This is a genomic window from Vibrio sp. ER1A (genome assembly GCF_000733315.1).
Classification (GTDB): Bacteria; Pseudomonadota; Gammaproteobacteria; order Enterobacterales; family Vibrionaceae; genus Vibrio; species Vibrio mediterranei.
Genome location: NZ_JPJA01000096.1, coordinates 112,653 through 130,072, shown reverse-complemented (window position 1 = coordinate 130,072; position 17,420 = coordinate 112,653). Strand labels below are relative to the sequence as shown.

At 42.6% G+C, this 17,420-nt stretch carries 15 protein-coding genes and 1 pseudogene; 4 read left to right on the top strand and 12 right to left on the bottom strand.

The features are described 5' to 3' along the window. The 12 genes and pseudogenes from HW45_RS26585 to rfaD form a co-directional block, all read right to left on the bottom strand. Positions 1–870 carry a phosphotransferase gene (locus tag HW45_RS26585; RefSeq protein WP_038231029.1) on the bottom strand — a complete coding sequence of 290 codons (870 nt, stop codon included), beginning with the start codon at positions 868–870 and terminating at the stop codon, positions 1–3. 38 nt (positions 871–908) lie between these two features. Further along, entirely contained in the window at positions 909–2,177 is a 1,269-nt protein-coding gene (gene waaA, locus HW45_RS26580; RefSeq protein ID WP_038231027.1) for a lipid IV(A) 3-deoxy-D-manno-octulosonic acid transferase, read from the bottom strand. 2 nt (positions 2,178–2,179) lie between these two features. Continuing rightward, positions 2,180–3,526: a hypothetical protein gene (locus tag HW45_RS26575; protein WP_038231026.1), complete on the bottom strand. Its 1,347-nt coding sequence runs from the start codon at positions 3,524–3,526 to the stop codon at positions 2,180–2,182. Between the two features lie 20 nt (positions 3,527–3,546). Further along, positions 3,547–3,954, bottom strand: coding sequence for a GtrA family protein (locus tag HW45_RS26570; RefSeq protein ID WP_152559721.1), 408 nt, complete (start codon positions 3,952–3,954; stop codon positions 3,547–3,549). Continuing rightward, positions 3,947–4,936: a glycosyltransferase family 2 protein gene (locus HW45_RS26565; protein WP_051868413.1), complete on the bottom strand. Its 990-nt coding sequence runs from the start codon at positions 4,934–4,936 to the stop codon at positions 3,947–3,949. Before HW45_RS26565 ends, HW45_RS26570 begins: the two co-directional genes overlap by 8 nt. A 7-nt stretch (positions 4,937–4,943) precedes the next feature. Further along, a complete protein-coding gene (locus HW45_RS26560) occupies positions 4,944–5,957 on the bottom strand; it encodes a glycosyltransferase family 9 protein (protein ID WP_038231024.1) in 1,014 nt (337 codons plus the stop codon). Beyond that, the gene (gene waaF / locus HW45_RS26555; protein ID WP_038231021.1) at positions 5,954–6,991 is read right to left on the bottom strand and encodes a lipopolysaccharide heptosyltransferase II; all 1,038 of its coding nucleotides are present in this window, start codon (positions 6,989–6,991) and stop codon (positions 5,954–5,956) included. The genes HW45_RS26560 and waaF overlap by 4 nt, the downstream gene beginning before the upstream one ends. A gap of 10 nt (positions 6,992–7,001) precedes the next feature. Beyond that, positions 7,002–7,568 carry an acyltransferase gene (locus tag HW45_RS30110; RefSeq protein ID WP_235225547.1) on the bottom strand — a complete coding sequence of 189 codons (567 nt, stop codon included), beginning with the start codon at positions 7,566–7,568 and terminating at the stop codon, positions 7,002–7,004. After that, positions 7,569–9,335 (bottom strand): annotated as a pseudogene (locus HW45_RS26550) (polysaccharide deacetylase family protein); the annotation flags it as partial. It abuts the gene before it with no gap. Between the two features lie 60 nt (positions 9,336–9,395). Continuing rightward, positions 9,396–10,379 (bottom strand): hypothetical protein, encoded by a 984-nt coding sequence (locus HW45_RS26545; protein WP_038231018.1) that lies wholly within the window; start codon positions 10,377–10,379, stop codon positions 9,396–9,398. Between the two features lie 84 nt (positions 10,380–10,463). Next, positions 10,464–11,198 (bottom strand): glycosyltransferase family 25 protein, encoded by a 735-nt coding sequence (locus HW45_RS26540; RefSeq protein WP_038231016.1) that lies wholly within the window; start codon positions 11,196–11,198, stop codon positions 10,464–10,466. 148 nt (positions 11,199–11,346) lie between these two features. Then, positions 11,347–12,288, bottom strand: a complete 942-nt coding sequence (gene rfaD / locus HW45_RS26535; RefSeq protein ID WP_038231015.1) for an ADP-glyceromanno-heptose 6-epimerase — start codon at positions 12,286–12,288, stop codon at positions 11,347–11,349. Positions 12,289–12,532: 244 nt separating this feature from the next. Between rfaD and HW45_RS26530 the strand changes: the two genes are divergently transcribed. The 4 genes from HW45_RS26530 to HW45_RS26515 all read left to right on the top strand — a co-directional run bounded on the left by HW45_RS26530 (position 12,533) and on the right by HW45_RS26515 (position 17,106). Continuing rightward, positions 12,533–12,757 carry a hypothetical protein gene (locus HW45_RS26530; protein WP_038231014.1) on the top strand — a complete coding sequence of 75 codons (225 nt, stop codon included), beginning with the start codon at positions 12,533–12,535 and terminating at the stop codon, positions 12,755–12,757. Positions 12,758–12,875: 118 nt separating this feature from the next. Next, positions 12,876–13,526 (top strand): YjbF family lipoprotein, encoded by a 651-nt coding sequence (locus HW45_RS26525; protein WP_038231013.1) that lies wholly within the window; start codon positions 12,876–12,878, stop codon positions 13,524–13,526. 627 nt (positions 13,527–14,153) lie between these two features. Then, entirely contained in the window at positions 14,154–14,915 is a 762-nt protein-coding gene (locus HW45_RS26520; protein ID WP_038231012.1) for a capsule biosynthesis GfcC family protein, read from the top strand. Further along, on the top strand, positions 14,905–17,106 hold the full coding sequence (locus tag HW45_RS26515; RefSeq protein ID WP_038231011.1) for a YjbH domain-containing protein: 2,202 nt from the start codon (positions 14,905–14,907) through the stop codon (positions 17,104–17,106). The genes HW45_RS26520 and HW45_RS26515 overlap by 11 nt, the downstream gene beginning before the upstream one ends. Positions 17,107–17,420 lie beyond the last annotated feature (314 nt).

The window sequence follows — 17,420 nt, the reverse complement described above, 5'->3', positions numbered from 1 at the left end:
TTATCCTGTAATTTTATTGATCGTTTTGGTCATCACCTTATTAAACCACTTAATGGTAACCGTGTCCTCTTCTCTGATATAAGGAGCGATTCGCAAGATGGTTAAGGTTTCGACGACTCGCATTTCATAGTGAAAAAGTCGATTGAGCGTTCTAATGAACGAAGGTACAGCGTGTTCACAGAAAATTTCGCCTTTAATTCGAACGCTTTCTTTCTCTTTACGGAAGCTCCAACCATACTCAAAGTCTTGAATAAGTTTAGCAGCATCCTGAATTGGGCTGTTAATTTCACAGGTCAAAAAGTCAAACAGGGCGAGCTGGTTCTCTTCTGTGACTTTCAAATTAGACAGGGTTAAATCACCATGGCATTCGCCCATTGGCATATGCAGATCTTTTTGGCAGTAGTCTTTGAAGAGAAGGATTTGTTGCTCAAGGTTTGGAAATAGATGCCATTTTTCGGCGAGCTTCAACATGATATCTTCGATTTTTGCATGTACATCGCCAGCAGGGTACATGCCGTCTTCGCTTGCCGCTACGTTATTAATCAGGTAAAAATCCAAAGCGGTTCTTAAGTTCTTGGCAACAGTTTTCGAACCTTTATAAGCGACTTGTTCACCACCTAGCCCTTCGATATATGGCATGGTGATAGACAGCGATTGTGGTTCTATGGCAATCTCAGTGACTGGAATGGCAAGAATTTCGTAAGTTGGCGTTTTTATTGGCCTAAAGCGGCGTTGTTTCAAAATCGCAGTATGATTTTTCTCTATCGCAGAGTGTATTTGTTTTCGGACAAAGTACTCATTAGACTCTTGCAGTACTTGCAAGGTCGCGCCTGAGTGGGAGGAAGCCTGTATCTTTGCACTGATATCCATGAAACATAAAGCCTTAGCAAACAATGAGAAGAAAAAACCTAAAAGCCTAGCTCTTTAAGAGAGGCGTTAATACTACCACGATTTTGAGCAACAACACGTAAACTTGCTTGAGCCATTTTCGCTATATCTTTGGGAGAGTCGAATAGGTCATTCAGACTATTGGTTAGTGTTGTAGCTTCGACAATTTTCGTGGCCTGATTCTCGACAAGTTGTCGAGTGATATCTTTAAAATTAAAGAAACTAGGTCCAATTAAGGTCGGAACACCAAGCGCCGCGGGCTCCAAAAGATTATGTCCACCGACTTTGTTGCCAAGTAAACTTCCGCCCATGAAGCAAACATCAGCTGCACCCAGTATTGTCATCATTTCGCCCATAGTGTCGGCGAGATACACTTGTGTAGTGGTATTAATGGATTGCGAAATTGTACGACGTTGAGTGGATAACTCTGAAGCAACGCTCAGCTGATAAACATTATCAAATCGCTCAGGGTGCCTAGGAACAATAATTAATAGTGCGTCGTTATAGTGGCGTAGCAGCTCCCTATGCGTGTTAAGGACAACGTCATCTTCGCCTTCATGAGTGCTTGCAGCTACCCAAACTAGGCGAGAGCCAATGGCCTGTTTTAGCTCTTGACTCTTTGAAATATCTTGTTCACTGACTTGAACATCAAACTTGATAGAACCCGTCACACTAAGTTTCGAGTGAGGTAGGCCTAGTTCTGAGAAGCGAAGTTTATCTTCTTCGGTTTGGCAGAGAACATGAGTCAAATTCTTTGCTAATAAATTGAATACTCGCTGTACTTTTTTATAACGGTTACAAGAGCGCTGTGACAGCCTTGCATTCAGGATAGTCACAGAGATATTCGCTTTAGCAGCAAAGTGAAGAGTATTGGGCCAAAGTTCTGTCTCCATGATAAGCAACTGCGATGGAGAGATGATTCTAATGAAACGGCGGAGGGCAAACCCAAAGTCCAAAGGCATATAGCGATGATGGATGAGTTCACCAAGTTTCTCTGCCTGTTCCGCTCCAGTAGATGTTGTCGTTGTCAAAACAATCGCAATAGATGGGTGTTTTTGCTTCAGTTGCCGAATAAATGGCGAGACAGCAAGCACTTCTCCAACAGAAACGGCGTGAATCCAAATTAGTTTCCCCGTTTCATTTGTACGTCGGGTTATTGTCGATGTATATCCAAAATGCTCTTTCCATCGTTCTCCGATACTAGGTTTTCCTGGTTTGCGTTTATACAAGCCATAGAGAAAAAACGGAGCGACTAAGCTGAATAAAAGAGAGTAGAGCAAGCGCAGCATAGTTATAAGGTACCCTTAAAGTTATCATGCAGCTGCAGCTTAAAGCGCTCAGGTGTCTCTAATAAATACTCATTAACCTGTTGAGAAAGCTCTACTGTATAGGAGTACTTAATGCTGTCATTTGAAGCTAACAGGTTAATAAGCAGTAAGTAACCGATTACGATAGGCGCAACCTTAGCGGCTAATCTACCATGACTTTCTGAGTAGCTTCGAATAGCAAACATCATCGGGATCAGCGCAAACGGATAAATCAAGATAAGGTGCCAGTAAGAGAAAGTAATCGGAGATAGTGCAGCGCTGACTAATACGCCAACCACCGCGCCAAAAGCATAGAGCTTAAGCCATTTATCTAGCTCTTCTTTTACTGGAACTCCAGCTTCACGCTTAATATCGTCTTTGATGGACTTCCACCAGTCCCAACTTACTTTGGCAGAAACCAGAACGGATAAGCCACCAATAATAAAGATGACGCCTTTCCAGATATAGAGAGCTGCCAATCTTAGAAACTCAATGCTGGTAAGCCAATGGAACTCACTATAGGCAATCACCTTGTTGGAAAATAAGAGAGAGGCATAGCGTATCCAGTACAACAGAGCCTTTAATACGGGATAGACGTGCACTAAGCCGTAACCAATATAGCGGTCGCTGTCATCTCTGCTTAATTCATCATTCGCCAAGTATTCAAGAGTATAGGGGATGAGTGATGCCGCTAAAACCAGTAAGGCGGCAACAAAGCCAGTCCACGACACTTTGCCCATTCCCCGATAGAGCATATAGAGCGAGAGCACGGCGAGTACAGGCCAAGAGTAGTGGAGCTGCATCGCCAGCCCGATAGAGAGAATATGCAAAAAGGTATAGATAAATGATGTTCTCTCTCGCATCTTAAATGCGGTCCACAAATGTAATGAAGCGAAGAAACACAAGTAAGATGGGTTGTAGAGTAGGCTATCGTAAAGCAACCAAGGATTGAGCCAATACAAAGCTAAAAATGCTAAACGAACAGGTTTATCAAATACCTGTTTCAGTACTGAGTCCATAAGGAATAGTGACGCTATACGCATAGCAAACAACAGTAAGACTGGGGCCCAAGGTGAGTCCCATATAAGTAATGGACCTCCAACTAACCAGGTGGATAAAGAGCCGGGGACATTACCGACGGCACTTGCGCCATTACCGAAGTTAAGCCAGACGTCGGCGTAGGCCCCTAAGTAGCCTTTTTCAAACATCTGTTTCTGATCGCCCAAAAGAATTTGGTGATCCGCATAGACAAACGCAAACGCTAGCCCAATCAAAAGGCCAAGTAAGTACAGGCTCGAAAAGTGTTTTTCTAAAAACGATTTTGAAAACATTTGAAGACTCAGATACCTAGTTATTTGTTAGTTGTAGATTGTTTTGAATCAGAAAAAGTCCAAAACTTATGAACGATATAAGTAATGATCGGTAGAATGAAGACCACCATGATTACTCTCACGTAGCTATTTAAATCGGAGAACAGTTCACTAATACCCTGAGCTGTGAGCATAGCGCAGAACTGAACCATAAAAAAACGAAATGCATTACCCCAATTGATCTTGTGCCGAAACACCAAAACTGTTTGGGCAAAGTATGAAAAAATGAACGCGATAGTAAAACCACATACATTAGCGTATAGAACGTTGTCTTGAACCAAATGCAAGAACAAGAAAGCAACTAAGATATGAATGGCAGTCGCTAAGCCCCCAGTTAGCCCAAAACGAACAATACGATATTGTAATACACGATTGAGCCAATCAGCCACGTTCATTATCCTGTTTGGATATTTGCGTTTCTTCGCGATCTTTTCCTTGGTATTCGTCACTCTCAATAATATAAGTAGGGCGTCGTTTAGATTCCATGTAGAGTCTACCAACGTACTCTCCGAGCACACCGATACCGATCAATTGCACGCCTCCTAAAAATAGGATCACGGTAATCAACGAGGCGTAGCCCGGAGAATCAATACCAAAAATCAGAGTCTTAATGACGGTTACGCTGAGGTAAAGAAAGGCAAAGCCCGAAATCACACTGCCGACATACAGCCAAATGCGCAACGGCGCCGTGCTAAAGCTAGTAATTCCATCTAACGCGAAGTTCCAAAGCTTCCAACCATTAAAGCTGGTTTCACCAGCTTCACGTGACTCTCGTTTATACTCAACAACTGACGTTTTAAAACCGACCCAAGAGAAAATCCCTTTCATAAAACGCTGATTTTCTGGCAGCAGTTGAATAGCTTGCAGAACTCTTCTGTTGATCAAGCGAAAATCCCCAACGTTTTCAGGGATTTCGACATTCGCTACTGCATTGTGAAATTTATAGAAAAGTTCAGCAGAGAGCTTTTTAGCCCAAGAATCTGTACTACGGTCGACACGCTTGGCAACGACAACATCAAAGCCCTTTTTCCACTCTCTTAAGAAATCGTGAATAAGTTCTGGTGGGTCTTGTAAGTCGGCATCAATAGGTATGATTACTTCACCACGCGCTAAATCTAGCCCAGCGGTTAATGCGGCTTCTTTACCAAAATTACGGGACAAATTGACAGTGCGAACGTGGCTATCTTGCTCTCTCAAAGACTCCATGACTTTCAGTGTCCCGTCTTTGCTTCCATCATTGATCAAAATAACTTCGTAGCTGTAGCCCGTTTCTTGGAGCACAGTGGAAATACGTTGCAAAAAAATGTTCAGAACTTCTTGTTCGTTGTAGCAAGGGCAAACGATGGAAATAGTCGGATTTGAGTGAGACATAAATAACCTATAGAGCCTGTTGTATTGCAGCTATAATTTGTTCATTTGATGGAATATCACCATTGGCATTCATAACAATGTGATGACGTCCATCTAAAGGCGTATAGCGAAACGGAACGGTGATATAAAAAATACCGACCGTAGGAGTAAACGTTGATACAGCAATATTTCGAATGCCGGTGTTTGGAGCTACCACTAATTTCGCTTTGGCAATACGTTCAATTAGTTGGGTTAGTTCTAGGCAAGGCTGTACAGCAAAGTTTTCTTTTCCAGACAAGTGAGAAAGGAAATCTGCTTTTTCAAAATCATTTTTGCCTTCTAGGTAGACATGTTTGTATTGTGGGAGTTCCGAAGTAACTCGCTCCATCAATTGTTTCATTTGATCTTGAGTAAGAATTTTGCGGGTTTGTGAGGCACCGTTGAAGTAAAATATCTCCGGGAGCTCGGTTTCAACGTAAACCTCATCGTGTATTGGGTAGCCAAAATCAAGTGGCATTTTCGGACAATGACCAAGGAGTTTTAGCATATCCAACATACACTCTAGTTCTGGCTGAAAGTCGGAGCGAAAAACGGCGATGTTGTACAAGGTGCCGCGCATGATGGAGTGATAGGGAAACCCAAACTTAAGTTTTGCTTTACTAAAAAATGTCATCCAGTGCGAACGGCTTGTGCCCGCCAGATCAAAGATAATGTCTTGTTCTTCCAGTTGGCGAAAGTCGCTAATCTGCTGCTTTAATGTCATGTCTTTTTTCTGGTGCCGATCTGCCATGATAATAGTGTGGTCAACTAAGTCGGATGGGAGGCCGTACTGATAGTTAGCAACGCCAACAAGGGTGATTTCGGCATTAGGAAAAAAGCGTCGAGCTTCAATCAAAAAAGGGCGAGTGATGACTTGATCGCCAAGCGCAGCGTGGCGGATCACGGCGATTTTTTTTATCTTCTCTGGAGAAAATTCGTTGGCGATATAGGCCTTCGCTTTTTTAGAGGCGTAAGCACCCTTCTCGTACCACAAATGTTTCATGATTGGATTCCACTTAGTTGATTGAATTGTTGAATAACGGTTTGAGGTTGTAACTTTGTTAAGCACTTTTGATGTCCCAGAGGACACTCACGTTTAAAGCAGGGGCGGCACTCTATATCCGTATGTACGACGGCCACACTAGAAGACAATGGTGGTGTATAGTCAGGAGAACTTGAACCATAAACAGCGATAATCTTACAACCGACGGCTGCTGAAACGTGCATGAGACCTGAATCATTACAGATAACGGTGTCGCATGCCGCAAGTAAATCGACAGCTTCAATAAGGCTGGTTTCACCTGCAAGATCATAACAGTGCTGTTGCGCATCCTGAGTTAGCTGGTTACAAATTTTGTCAGTCACTGTTTTGTCTTTTGCTGAGCCAAACAGCCAAACTTGATAACCTTGTTCAATCAGATATTGAGCCGTCTTGGCATAATACTCATCAGGCCATCTTTTTGCCGGACCGAACTCTGCACCAGGACATAAGCCAACGGCGATTTTATTTTTGTCGAGGTTAAACTTGGCAATCGATTGACGTTGTGCAAGTGTGTCGACCTGCAGTTGAGGCTGTGGACAGGTAGTGAGTTGAACCACTTGTTTCATTTCGGCTTTAGAGTAGGCGAGAGCAACGTAGCGCTCTACCATATATTGAAATACTCTTTTATCTGGACGCAGATCGTTAAGCAAACCGAAACGCATCTCCCCTTTCCAACCAATACGCTTCTTAATGCCAGCAAACAAAGGAATTAAGGCGGATTTTGCTGAGTTAGGCAAAATAAGCGCGTGTGTATAATTTTTACTTTGTAGTGATTTACCGAGTTGATAGCGTCCCTTCAAATCAAACTGACCATGACCCAGTGGCATTTCTATGGCGTTATTTACTTCGGGCATACGCTCTAGAATCGGCTTACACCAAGCAGGGGCAAGTACATCAATGGTTGCTTCAGGATGTAAGCGCTTTAATGTGATATAGAGACTTTGTGACATCACCATATCACCCACCCACGAAGGGCCGATTATGAGTATTTTCATGAGGTTCAGTTTAATAAGTGAGTTCTTCTGACCATTCTACATTGTGTTGCACTACTTTGGCAGGGTTACCGACAGCAATGGAGTGCTCTGGAATACTTTTGGTGACCGTAGAGTTAATACCGACTATCGCACCGTTAGCGATCTCAACACCTTTCAAGACGGTAACGTTGTCGGCTAACCAGACTCTGTCGCCAATTGTAATGCTTTTTGCTGGGTTTATACGCTTACCATCAACGGTGATATCGTGACCATCACTAGTCATGATTTTAACGTTTCTTGAGAGCATACAGCGCTCTCCAAGCGTTAAGGTTGTTCCTTTCTCGCGAGCAGAAATAAAACAACCTCCACCGATGACGCAATGCTTACCAATGACGACGGTACAATGAGAGCCATCGAGTTCTATATCTACACCTCTAAGATTAGCGCCTTCCTCGAAAATGAGCGTGTTGTTGTCACCCTTTAAAGTAATATTACAGTCACGAATACGTGTTTTGTTATGAACTTTGATACAAGACTCATCATCAACTCTGACTTTATTGCGGCGTCTGACTTTGAAAGGGACGCTTTGAATACCCATTTTCCCAAATTTCCGGAACAGGTAATCACCTTTGATTTTTCTCCATAAACCAAAGACATCCGTTTTAGGGAAAATAGCAATCCTACGAATTTGAAACTTGTCCTCATGAAAAGCTAACGGTCCAGAGTTTGTGGCGACAGCGTATTGATAACCGGCTTGCTCGGCAACTAGTTTTGCGCTCTGATCGAGATCACCGTATGGGTAGGCAAACGAAGTGAGAGATTTACCAAGAAGTTGCTCAAGGACTTTTTTGTTCTCGACTATCTCGTATTGCTGCTCTTCAGCGTTAAGTGTAGAAAGCATTGGGTGTGTTAACGTATGACCCCCAATCTCGATTCTACCAGAGCTGGCTAACTGCTGCAGTTGCTCGGCGTTCATCAACTCAACACGTTTTTCGGGATTAGAGGTGTTCTCTACATCCCATCGATTAAATGATTCACCAGTAACCGCATAAACTACGGCTTTGAGATCATACTTTTCTAAAAGTGGCAGAAGTAATGTCAAGTTATCGACATAGCCATCGTCAACGGTAATGACAATATAGCGCTTGTTTGGGTTTAGACGTTCGATGGGTTTGAGTTTACTCAGTTCTTCAAATGTTATTGCTTCAAAGCCCATTTTCTTGATGAGTTTAAAGTGCTTTTCAAGCATGTCGACATGAAGATAAGTGCCGTGTACTCCTTTTCCATCGTCACTGTTAATAAAGCGATGATACATGATGATCGGGACATCACGTTTAATCTTTTTGACGTATACGTCTTGATAGATACCTTCAAGCTGGTCGACCACATTAGCAAGCTCGTAGTGGCTTCGAATGGTTTGGGTAACGCTTGTTTGGCACGAAGCACTCGAAAGGCCTTGTTCAACTTGGTCGGCAATGTTAGAAAAGTCGATATCAAGATCTTTTGGTCCAATATCACCAAAGTTAGTGGCCATCGCTTGTGAGACATTCTCTTCAGTAACAATGCCTATGTTGATGGCCTCGCCAATGGCGAGTGTAGGCCTGCCGCACAACAGTGACTCCATTGCCACACGGCCTGCACCTATTACTAAGTCTGATTGATGCAGCAGTGAAGCAACGTCATTGGTGTAGCCAGTAAACTCAACACTCTCGATAAATGGTTCGAAACGCGTTTCCATTTTGGAACCGGTAACGACCTTAATATGGTAGCGTGAAGCATCAAGGCATTCGCTCAATAGTCGGTAACAGAGATCACCTTTGGGACCAGTGAGGCGACCTACAATAGTAATCACAGGCTTTTCATTCGAAGGTAAGTCCTTTGGATGGAACTGGCTAGTTTCAATACCATTCCGAGAGACAACCATTTTATGCGATGGAACTTCGAGGTCTTTACCCAGTTGATTCCGAATCGCCTCACAAACAGGCAGCGCTTTATCGCCCATAGCATGAAACTTCTTACGAGTTTTGTGCGAAGGTTGTCGTCCATGTACTGTAGTCACCATAGGTGTGCCAGTTAACTGACAGGCAATGTGACAGCTCCAACTGGAAGCTCGAGAGTGAGCGTGCACCAACTGAATATTGTGTTTTTTAATTAAGTAGATTAGATAACCAACATGCCAAAAGCGACGAGGGATACTTCGCTTATTAAAGCGTAACTTAAAGAATGCTCCGTCATGAGGTTTAGTGAGTGTATCAGAGACATAAAACACTTTATGCCCTCGGGCGGTCAGTTCATTACCGACTGCAGTGGCATAGACTTCTGCGCCCGTAACTTCAAGCTGTGATAGGGCCATAAGGATGTTCATATGTTAACGCTCTCTTTATACAAAACTAATACTACTAATATTCACCAACATAACTAAACACTATTTAGATGATTTTACCGCTTCAACGTGGTCGATAAATCGGCCTAAATGCCGGATTAGTCGATGCGTTTCTTTCTGTATTTTACATAATAGTGAGGTAGATAAATAATGAAGAACTATAGACTTGCCTCTTCTAGAATTCTCTATATTTAAAAAATCAGGTATTTCTACTGGATGCTTAAAACAGGAACGATGCTCCAATCCGACCACTAAGTGATGATTACCTAATGTTCGTTTAACGACATATGGGAATGTATAGAAGCGAGGCTGAATTCCTTGACGACATATGTATTCAATGTAGGAGGCCTCAGGTGCGCTTATGCCACCTTTATTGACTGTACTGAACTGAACAAAGTACTTTTCAAACTCGTTAACAGCGGAACAGATAACGTTCATGTTTTTTGGTTTTGCGACAACGAAAAGATCAGACGCTAGAGGTGTATATATATTTTTTGTGCCTTGTAGGTGACAATGAGCACCATTGGAAAAATGAATGGAAGTCTTCGAGTCAAAAGTACATTCATTATTGAATTGAGCCAAATCTAATACTGTAAGCGGCATTATGTCTGGGCGAAGTGTCACGACCCAATCATAGGTTGTGGTTACTTCTTCTTGATGTTCTAAACGAAGTAAGTTCACTTTCTCTTGTGAATAGAGCATGGCTTTAATTGCTCGCAACGTCATAGATTTATCGGGATGAAATAACCCTTCATGCTCTATCTTGTCGTTATCTTCGATTAGGATCTTTTTAGGCTTATAAAGACTCTCGACTTCTTCTATGGAGGTTTTTTTGACGTTATCAGGGCTTCCTTGGTGCCATGTTGGATCAGAGTGCTCTTCCGTGCTCCATGTATGGATGAATAAATCACAATCATACTGAGTTAGGATGTTCTTCTCTAAAAAAGGATACGTATCTCTAAAGCTTCTTACGTGTCCAAACAATTGTATAGCAACTTTCAAATCATTAGCCTTAGTAATTGTCATCTATAGATGACCGTGAAGGTGTCGGTATCAAACTGATGGTATAGCCTTCCTAAAATGCACAAACCGTAACCAAAAAGTGCATTTTTAGCTAAACTTCCGCACTTGTTTTCTATTAAATATATGCATTCGGAATTTGCAATAACCTTGGTAAAGTTCTCTTGAAAGCTTGATGTAGTTGGGCGCTTTTTGTTCTTCACCCAACTGAATTGTTGTTCCAAATTCATTTGTATCAACGACTACAGCAGGCTTATAGATGAACGAAGCGACTTGGTGTATGTATGCGGCACCGATGTAGTTATCAACAGGCATACACCAACGAGTAGAACCACTGAGCAATTTTTTTGCAGCTGATGGCGTTAGTGCATAGCTTCGTGTTCCGCCAGAGTTGTCAGTCATAAATCCAATGGATGAATGTGGTTCACCTTTAATCGGAGTGACTTTGCACCCCTTAATTTCACTCTCTAAACGGAGGAAGTCAAACTCCTTCAGGCAATTTCGGATGCTTGGAAATTGCTCCGCAAAGTTTGAACGAATGAAAGCATCATCTTCGATAACAAGCACTGGTGCATTATTCTCTACGCACTTCTGCCAAATCAAATAGTGACTGGCAAAACAACCAAGTTCACCAGAGGACGGCTTCTTACCACTAATTAGCCACTTTCTTTTTAGGTAGTTATAGTCCGCCCAGAGTACATGCTCTCCTTGCGAGCCGTCGACAGCATCAAAAAATTCAAAGTCTACACCAAGTTGTTCGAGTTGAGACGAAATTCGTTTGCGTCTGTCGAGACTTCTTAAAAGGCTAATTACATAAATCTTCAAATAAGTTACCTAAAGATGATTTTGAAGCTATTGAATACAGCAGTTTGTCTATTTTCAGGAGCTTACATGCTTTTTGAAAAATACTTGAATACTCTGCTATCTATAGAATCATGGATTAGGCGATATACTCACAAAACCCATATGGTATTTAGCCATTTACTATTGATAGGTACTCAGCGACGCCCTCTGCAACTGTCTTAAACTCAACATCACAACCAGCAGCTCGTAAATTAGTTAAATCGGCCTCTGTAAACTCCTGATACGCACCTTTCAAATGTTCTGGGAACGGAATATTCTCAATTTCCCCTTTACCGTGGTGCTTAATGGCTGCTTCAGCGATAGCCTCAAAAGTCTCAGCTTTGCCTGTGCCGCAGTTAAAAATGCCTGAAACGCCATTTTCCATGAACCACAAATTTACTTTAGCTACATCACCAACATAAATGAAGTCACGCTTAAACTGGGCGCTGCCTTCAAACAATTTCGGATTCTCACCAGCATTCATTTGATTATTCAAGTGGAATGCCACAGAAGCCATACTACCTTTGTGCTGCTCACGCGGGCCATATACATTAAAGTAACGGAATCCAGTAATTTGCGACAGCGTCTCACCGTGCGCTTCCGCATCTGCAGTTAGGCGACGTACATAGTTATCAAATTGCTGTTTAGAGTAACCATAAACGTTCAAAGCACCTTCGTATTGACGCTCTTCTTTAAAGACAGTCGTTTCACCATATGTTGCAGCTGAAGAGGCATACAGAAAAGGTATTTCACGCTCTAGACAGTAATGAAGTAACTCTTTTGAGTACTCATAGTTGTTAAGCATGACATATTTGCCATCCCATTCAGTCGTAGCAGAACATGCTCCTTCATGAAACACTGCTTCAATAGGACCAAAGTCATCGCCAGCCATAACTTGGGTGAGGAAGTCATCACGATCCATATAATCGGTAATGTCCAAGTCCACTAAGTTTTTGAACTTACGTCCATTCTTAAGGTTGTCGACAACCAAGATATCATTTAAGCCTGCTTCGTTAAGCGCTTTAATAATGTTGCTGCCAATCATGCCAGCGCCGCCAGTTACAATGATCATAAAACTGTTCCAAATTGAATGGGATAATTAGTTCGAGTATATAAGATTTCCCAATAGCTTCAAAGTGAGAGAACTCAGTTACCGTTTTGGGCACTTCGTGATAATTTGCTCAAAAACTGACAATTGTCAGAAACTTGTCAAAAAAAAACAATTTACAAAGCTTTGTACTTTCTACTAACATTGCAAGTCAGTGTGTTCAACTGAGTGCACTGAATTATCGATAATTTAGTAAAGGGAAATAACCATGAAAAAAATCGCATTAGTAATGGCGATTGCGGCAGGCTTGGCTAACCCAGCTTTCGCAGAAGCTGAAGCAGGCGCAGCTGGCGCTGGCGCAAGTGGCGCAGCAGCGGGTGCAGCAACAACTGGTGCTATCGCAGTAGGTGCAGCAGCAGCAGTGGCAGTAGTAGCAGTAGCGTCTTCTGACGATTCAACTGCAACAACTACTACAGTAACTGCATCTAACTAATTTTAGTTAGTCAGTTTGAGCTCCTCTTACATGTTGTATCGTAAGGGGGCTTTTTGTTTTTGGTTCCGTAAACCAGGAATTAAGGATTCAGGGTTTTAAACTCTGCGAAGTGCCAAGGATGTCCCAATTGAATTTTAAGTCGTATCTACTTGCCTTCTCGCTACTGTTTTTAACAGCGTGCTCCCAACGCTTTCAAGATGTCAACGCCACTATGTCTGAGGCGTTATTTGGTGCCGACGATATTGCACTGACGCCCGAAAAAATCAAACAACTACCATACGCAAGTGCTTACGTTCGTATTAACGAAGGCCCTCAAATATTCGTTGTATTGGCTTTTGCCGAAGCGAATACTAAAACAGGTGTGATTCAATATAAATGGATGTCATCTGACCGAGCAATGATCATTACCGAAAATGGTCGGATCGTAAAAACGATAGGTTTGTTTGGGGATAATCTCAAAGGCATTCAAAGAGAACAACAAACGTCTAGTTCGTGGAAAGTCACCTATGATTGGATGCCAAATTATCGCTACGATTATCATGGGCTGGCCACTGAAGTCTTAGCGGGCAAAGAGAATATCTCTACGGTTATCGGCTCATATCAAACAGAAAGATATACCGAATCGGTGGTTTTTGATGCTATTGATGAAGAGTTAATCAATACGTATTGGAAAGATACGGCGACTGGAAAAATTATTAAGTCGATAGAGCAGATTGGCCCAGAGATGAGCACCATTGAGCTAACGTTGCTGAAGCAGCCGACGATTTAAAAAATTATGAGACCGGGTCATACACGGTTACAGACAAGAAAAGTCGTCATCCTCGTAAAAACGAGTATCTCCCAAAGCGCGTGACTCGCTGCATGAGATTCCCTTTTTCAAGGGAATGACGAAAGAAAAGAAACAGAGCCACGAGCAATCACAAATAAAAATAGTCGTCATCCTCGTAAAAACGAGTATCTCCCAAAGCGTGACTCGCTGCATGAGATTCCCTTTTTCAAGGGAATGACGAAAGAAAAGAAACAGAGCCACGAGCAATCACAAATAAAAATAGTCGTCATCCTCGTAAAAACGAGTATCTCCCAAAGCGTGTGACTCGCTGTATGAGATTCCCTTCTTCAAGGGAATGACGAAAGAAAAGAAACAGAGCCACGAGCAATAACAAATAAAAATAGTCGTCATCCTCGTAAAAACGAGTATCTCCCAAAGCGCGTGACTCGCTGCATGAGATTCCCTTTTTCAAGGGAATGACGAAAGAAAAGAAACAGAGCTACGAGCAATCACAAATAAAAATAGTCGTCATCCTCGTGAAAACGAGGATCTCCCAAAGCGCATGACTCGCTGCAAGAGGCCTCAACTTCCAAGATGGCGAATTAACACCTAAGAAAAGGACACCCTATGCTACAGGGACGCATAAAACAATTATTACTAGCGACACTACTCTGCGCACCTATTTTGTCTATCGCTGCAGAACTCTCAGTACTGTTACCCAATCAAGGTGTTCGTCTAGACTATCCACAGTCAGTGCGTCTTGAAACTATACTTCGGGATGTCCAGAAACAAGCTCAAGCAAAACAAGTTCGTTTAGAACCAATCCAAGCTCAACTATTTGATTCTAAGAAACAAGTAATCGTTGATGAAATGAAGCAACAGGTATTGAGTCAACTGTCAGACCTTGCTCAAATAAAACCAGAACTTGATACACAATCAATCTCAGAGCAAATCAACGCATCAAAGTTTCATTATCGTGAATTTACTTCTCTTGATTATGATGTTGTTCAATCCCAACGAAAAGGTAATCCTCTTTTAACTGGAAGCTACCAACTCAATATCGCTCCACGAATTAACAACATCTACTTTCTCGGTGCTGTTAAAAAGGCTGAAGAAGTCAAACTACATGCCCAGTGGTTCTTAGCTGACTACTTCGACATGCTTGGAAACATAAAATCCGAAGCAGCATACGACGGTACAGCAACCATCATTCAGCCTGATGGAAAAGTAATGGAAGCTCAATACGGAGCTTGGAACTTTAAACCTCACTTTATTGCTCCTGGTGCCATTATCTATATCCCGATTAAGTCTCTGCCTTCTGAGCTGGAAACTCTCAACCAAGACATCGTTCAACTGCTGCGTCACAAGGTAATCAATAATGAACAATAATAAAATGAAACCTTCCCTTGTTGCAGTGGCGATTGCCTCAAGTTTTAGTGCTACCGTTTGGGCGGATGCGTTTGAGCCAGCAACGTTAAAACCTTCTCAATCCGATTTTGGCGGCGTAGGTCTGATGCAAATGCCAACAGGCCGCATGGCTGCCGAAGGTGAGTTTAGTATTAATGGTGACTGGAGCGACCAATACCATAAATACAATATCAGCCTGCAAGTGATGCCTTGGCTTGAAACTACGATTCGTTACACCATGGTGCAAGACCTCCTCTATAGTGACGACCCGGGATTTAGTGGAGATACCAAATACACCGACAAAGGTATCGATCTTAAATTCCGCTTGTGGCAAGAAGGAAAGTATCTTCCAGAAACCTCTGTAGGTTTGCGCGATTTTGGTGGTACTGGCCTATTTGATGGTGAATTTATCGCGGCAACTAAACGCTATGAAAACTTCGACTTCACCTTGGGTATGGGATGGGGGTATTTAGGCACCCGAAATAATATTTCAAACCCATTCTGTAAAATCAGCGATGGATACTGCACTCGTCCTTCAGATTATAAAGGCAGCGGCGGTATGGTTGATTACGAACGCTGGTTTAAAGGCCCCGCTGCGTTATTTGGCGGTGTCGAGTATCAAACCCCATGGCAACCACTGCGCTTCAAAGTTGAATATGACTCCAACGATTACTCCGGAGATTTCCCCGTTTATCGCGGTGGTGTCGATATGACGCCTGCTACACCATGGAACTTCGGTGCTTTATATCGATTAGGTAACTGGGGTGATGCCCGAGTGAGTTATCAACGGGGTAATTCAGTAGCGCTAGGCCTGACTTTGCGTACTAACTTTAATGAGATGAAAGCGCATTGGCTAGATGAGCCTAAGCCAGAGCCAAGACCAACGGCCTATGCTAGTAATGAGCAGCAAGTAGACTGGGATACCGTGATTGGTGAGCTGAAAACGAATGCTGGTTATGACAATGTCATGATTGAGCAGTCGGGAGCTACAGTCACGATCATTGGTGAACAAACCAAATACCGAGATAGACAAGAGGCGCAGCAGAGAGCCGCTGGCGTGCTCGCAAACCACCTTCCAAAGTCGATTGATACTTACAAGATCGTAGAAACTAAACAGCATCTACCGTTAACCACTGCGACGGTAAATGCCAACGACTTTAAGCGCATTGCTGTCGAGCAGCCACTTGACCAAAGTGAAACAGATGCGATTGCCATGAGTGGTGTTTCTAAGCCAGTGAACAGCACCGTCGTACGTGATGACTTTGACCGTTGGGATTACTCAATATCTCCGACGCTGGCACAATCTATAGGATCGGCAGAAAGCTTCTATCTGTATGAAATTGGCCTAGATGCGGGTGCAGAGCTATGGGCAACTCGAAACCTTAACTTATCGGGTACGGTTCATCTTAATATTGTCGATAACTATGACAAGTTTAACTATATCGTACCGCCAGATGGTACTGATGTGCCTAGGGTTCGAACTTTGTTCCGCGCCTATGTATCAGATAACACATTATGGGTAAAAAACCTGCAAGCGACTTGGTTCCAAGAATTTGGCAATGGGTTTTATGGTCAGGTTTATGGTGGTTATCTAGAAACCATGTTTGCGGGTGCAGGTGGTGAGTTATTGTACCGACCGATGAATAAGAATTGGGCCATAGGCGCTGACATCAATCTAGTGTCTCAGCGAGACCCTTCAAGCCCTTTTGGGGTTTTTACTGAAGAGCAGCAAAACATCCCAGAATATGGCCGCCCATTCAAAGTCATTACTAAAGGCACAACTGGGTTCTTGACGGGGTACTACATGCCACAGTGGTCATTTATCGATAATACTTTGCTTAAGGTTGGTGTTGGTCAGTTCTTAGCGGGTGATATCGGTACTCGTGTGGACTTCTCTAAACAATTTAAGAGTGGTGTGATTGCCGGAGCTTACGCGAGTTTCTCTAACTTAAGTTCTGAAGAGTTCGGTGAGGGCAGCTTTACTAAAGGATTCTATGTCTCTATCCCATTCGACATTATGACGGTGAAGCCAAGCAATAATCGAGCAAACTTCAACTGGCAGCCAATTACTCGAGACGGAGGCCAAATGTTAGGGCGCAAGTACGAGTTGTTTAGTGTGACAGATTCAAGATCACCTTGGCTGCAAAGACCTAATCAGGTTGATACGCCATAACCAAATGTCGAGCCACTTGAATATACCGATAGGAGTAACTAGGGATCTGGTTGCTCCTATTGATACTTTTCAATTAAGAGTTGTTGCACAATATGTCCTTGTTCTGGTTGTTTACTCAGATAGCTATTAACAAATCACGTACTGCACTTTTATCCCTCCAATATTAGTTAGTCTCTTTTGTTACTAGACTGATTTCTAAATAAATCCATTGCTAAAAGATATGATTAGTGTGATTTAAATCACTAATATGTAAAAAAGTATCCAAATTACGGAATCAACGTCATGTTTTTTATGTGTAACTATTCACCCGCGAG

Bases quoted from the DNA above. Each gene is read 5' to 3' on its own strand.
- HW45_RS26585 (WP_038231029.1), bottom strand. From the start codon at position 870: ATGGATATCAGTGCAAAGATACAGGCTTCCTCCCACTCAGGCGCGACC.
- waaA (WP_038231027.1), bottom strand. From the start codon at position 2,177: ATGCTGCGCTTGCTCTACTCTCTTTTATTCAGCTTAGTCGCTCCGTTT.
- HW45_RS26575 (WP_038231026.1), bottom strand. From the start codon at position 3,526: ATGTTTTCAAAATCGTTTTTAGAAAAACACTTTTCGAGCCTGTACTTA.
- HW45_RS26565 (WP_051868413.1), bottom strand. From the start codon at position 4,936: ATGTCTCACTCAAATCCGACTATTTCCATCGTTTGCCCTTGCTACAAC.
- HW45_RS26560 (WP_038231024.1), bottom strand. From the start codon at position 5,957: ATGAAACATTTGTGGTACGAGAAGGGTGCTTACGCCTCTAAAAAAGCG.
- waaF (WP_038231021.1), bottom strand. From the start codon at position 6,991: ATGAAAATACTCATAATCGGCCCTTCGTGGGTGGGTGATATGGTGATG.
- HW45_RS30110 (WP_235225547.1), bottom strand. From the start codon at position 7,568: ATGGGTATTCAAAGCGTCCCTTTCAAAGTCAGACGCCGCAATAAAGTC.
- HW45_RS26545 (WP_038231018.1), bottom strand. From the start codon at position 10,379: ATGACAATTACTAAGGCTAATGATTTGAAAGTTGCTATACAATTGTTT.
- rfaD (WP_038231015.1), bottom strand. From the start codon at position 12,288: ATGATCATTGTAACTGGCGGCGCTGGCATGATTGGCAGCAACATTATT.
- HW45_RS26530 (WP_038231014.1), top strand. From the start codon at position 12,533: ATGAAAAAAATCGCATTAGTAATGGCGATTGCGGCAGGCTTGGCTAAC.
- HW45_RS26525 (WP_038231013.1), top strand. From the start codon at position 12,876: ATGTCCCAATTGAATTTTAAGTCGTATCTACTTGCCTTCTCGCTACTG.
- HW45_RS26520 (WP_038231012.1), top strand. From the start codon at position 14,154: ATGCTACAGGGACGCATAAAACAATTATTACTAGCGACACTACTCTGC.
- HW45_RS26515 (WP_038231011.1), top strand. From the start codon at position 14,905: ATGAACAATAATAAAATGAAACCTTCCCTTGTTGCAGTGGCGATTGCC.